Here is a 1,064-nt window from a genome sequence, read left to right on the forward strand (position 1 = left end):
GATGGATCGGCGGGGGTTGCATCTGGATGGTGCGGAGCGGGCGGTGATCTTTGCGGAGCATCGTCGAGGCACGAGCCAGCGGGAGATCGCGCGGCTTCTTGGCCGGTCGGCGAGCACGATCTGCCGGGAACTCGGGCGGGGGCGGGTTGCAGCGGGAACGGCCGTCGGAGCGGGGTCCGGATACTGTCCGCAGGCCGGCCAGCGCGCCTATGCCCGGCGTCGGCTGCGCTGCCGGCCCCGGCGCAAGCTCCGGCCGGGCGGGGCGCTCTGGCGCTTCGTCTGGCATCACCTCGTCACATTCCGCTGGTCGCCCGAGCAGATCGCCGCGACACTCCGTTCCATGCACCCCGACGATCCCCGGGCCCGCGTGAGCCATGAGACCATCTACGCGATGATCTACGCCCAGCCGCGCGGCGGGTTGAAGGCGGCGCTGGTCGAGGCGTTGCGCCAGGGCAAGCACCGACGCGGCCGCGGGCGGGGGATCGGGCGCAGGCCCGGGGGCGGCAGTGCCATCGTCCCGGAAACGTTGCGTATTCTTCACCGGCCCGAAGAGGTCGACGCCCGCCTCGTGCCCGGGCATTGGGAGGGCGATCTGCTGAAGGGCGCGTCCAACCGCTCTTGCGTGGGCACCCTGGTCGAACGCAAGACCCGCTTCGTCACCCTGGCGAAGATGGAAGGCAACGGCGCTGCGGCAGTTCTGGAAGGCTTCACCCGCCAGATGAAGCATCTGCCCGCCTTTCTGCGCCGCAGCCTCACCTACGACCGCGGATCGGAGATGGCCTGCCATCCGGAGCTGGCCCGCCGCCTGAAGATCGACATCTGGTTCTGCGATCCCCATTCGCCATGGCAGCGCGGGTCGAACGAGAACACCAACGGGCTTCTGCGCCAGTTCCTGCCCAAAGGCGCTGACCTCCGCCAGTTCTCTCAGCGCGATCTCGACCATATCGCCAAGCTCATGAACAACCGCCCCAGAAAGACACTGGGCTGGAAAACACCAGCACAGGCCCTCGCCGAGGAACTCGAAAAAACACCAACAACCGTTGCACTTGGAACTTGAGTTAACC

At 67.7% G+C, this 1,064-nt stretch carries 1 protein-coding gene; it reads left to right on the top strand.

Annotated features, from left to right (window positions below; all coding sequences use genetic code 11):
- Position 1 precedes the first annotated feature (1 nt).
- Positions 2–1,057: an IS30 family transposase gene (locus G8O29_RS18145; protein ID WP_166404595.1), complete on the top strand. Its 1,056-nt coding sequence runs from the start codon at positions 2–4 to the stop codon at positions 1,055–1,057.
- Positions 1,058–1,064 lie beyond the last annotated feature (7 nt).

The organism is Rhodobacter calidifons (genome assembly GCF_011174775.1).
Taxonomy (GTDB): domain Bacteria; phylum Pseudomonadota; class Alphaproteobacteria; order Rhodobacterales; family Rhodobacteraceae; genus Tabrizicola; species Tabrizicola calidifons.

What these genes read in the sequence shown, in the direction of transcription:
- G8O29_RS18145 (WP_166404595.1), top strand. Translation starts at nt 2, where the DNA reads ATGGATCGGCGGGGGTTGCATCTGGATGGTGCGGAGCGGGCGGTGATC.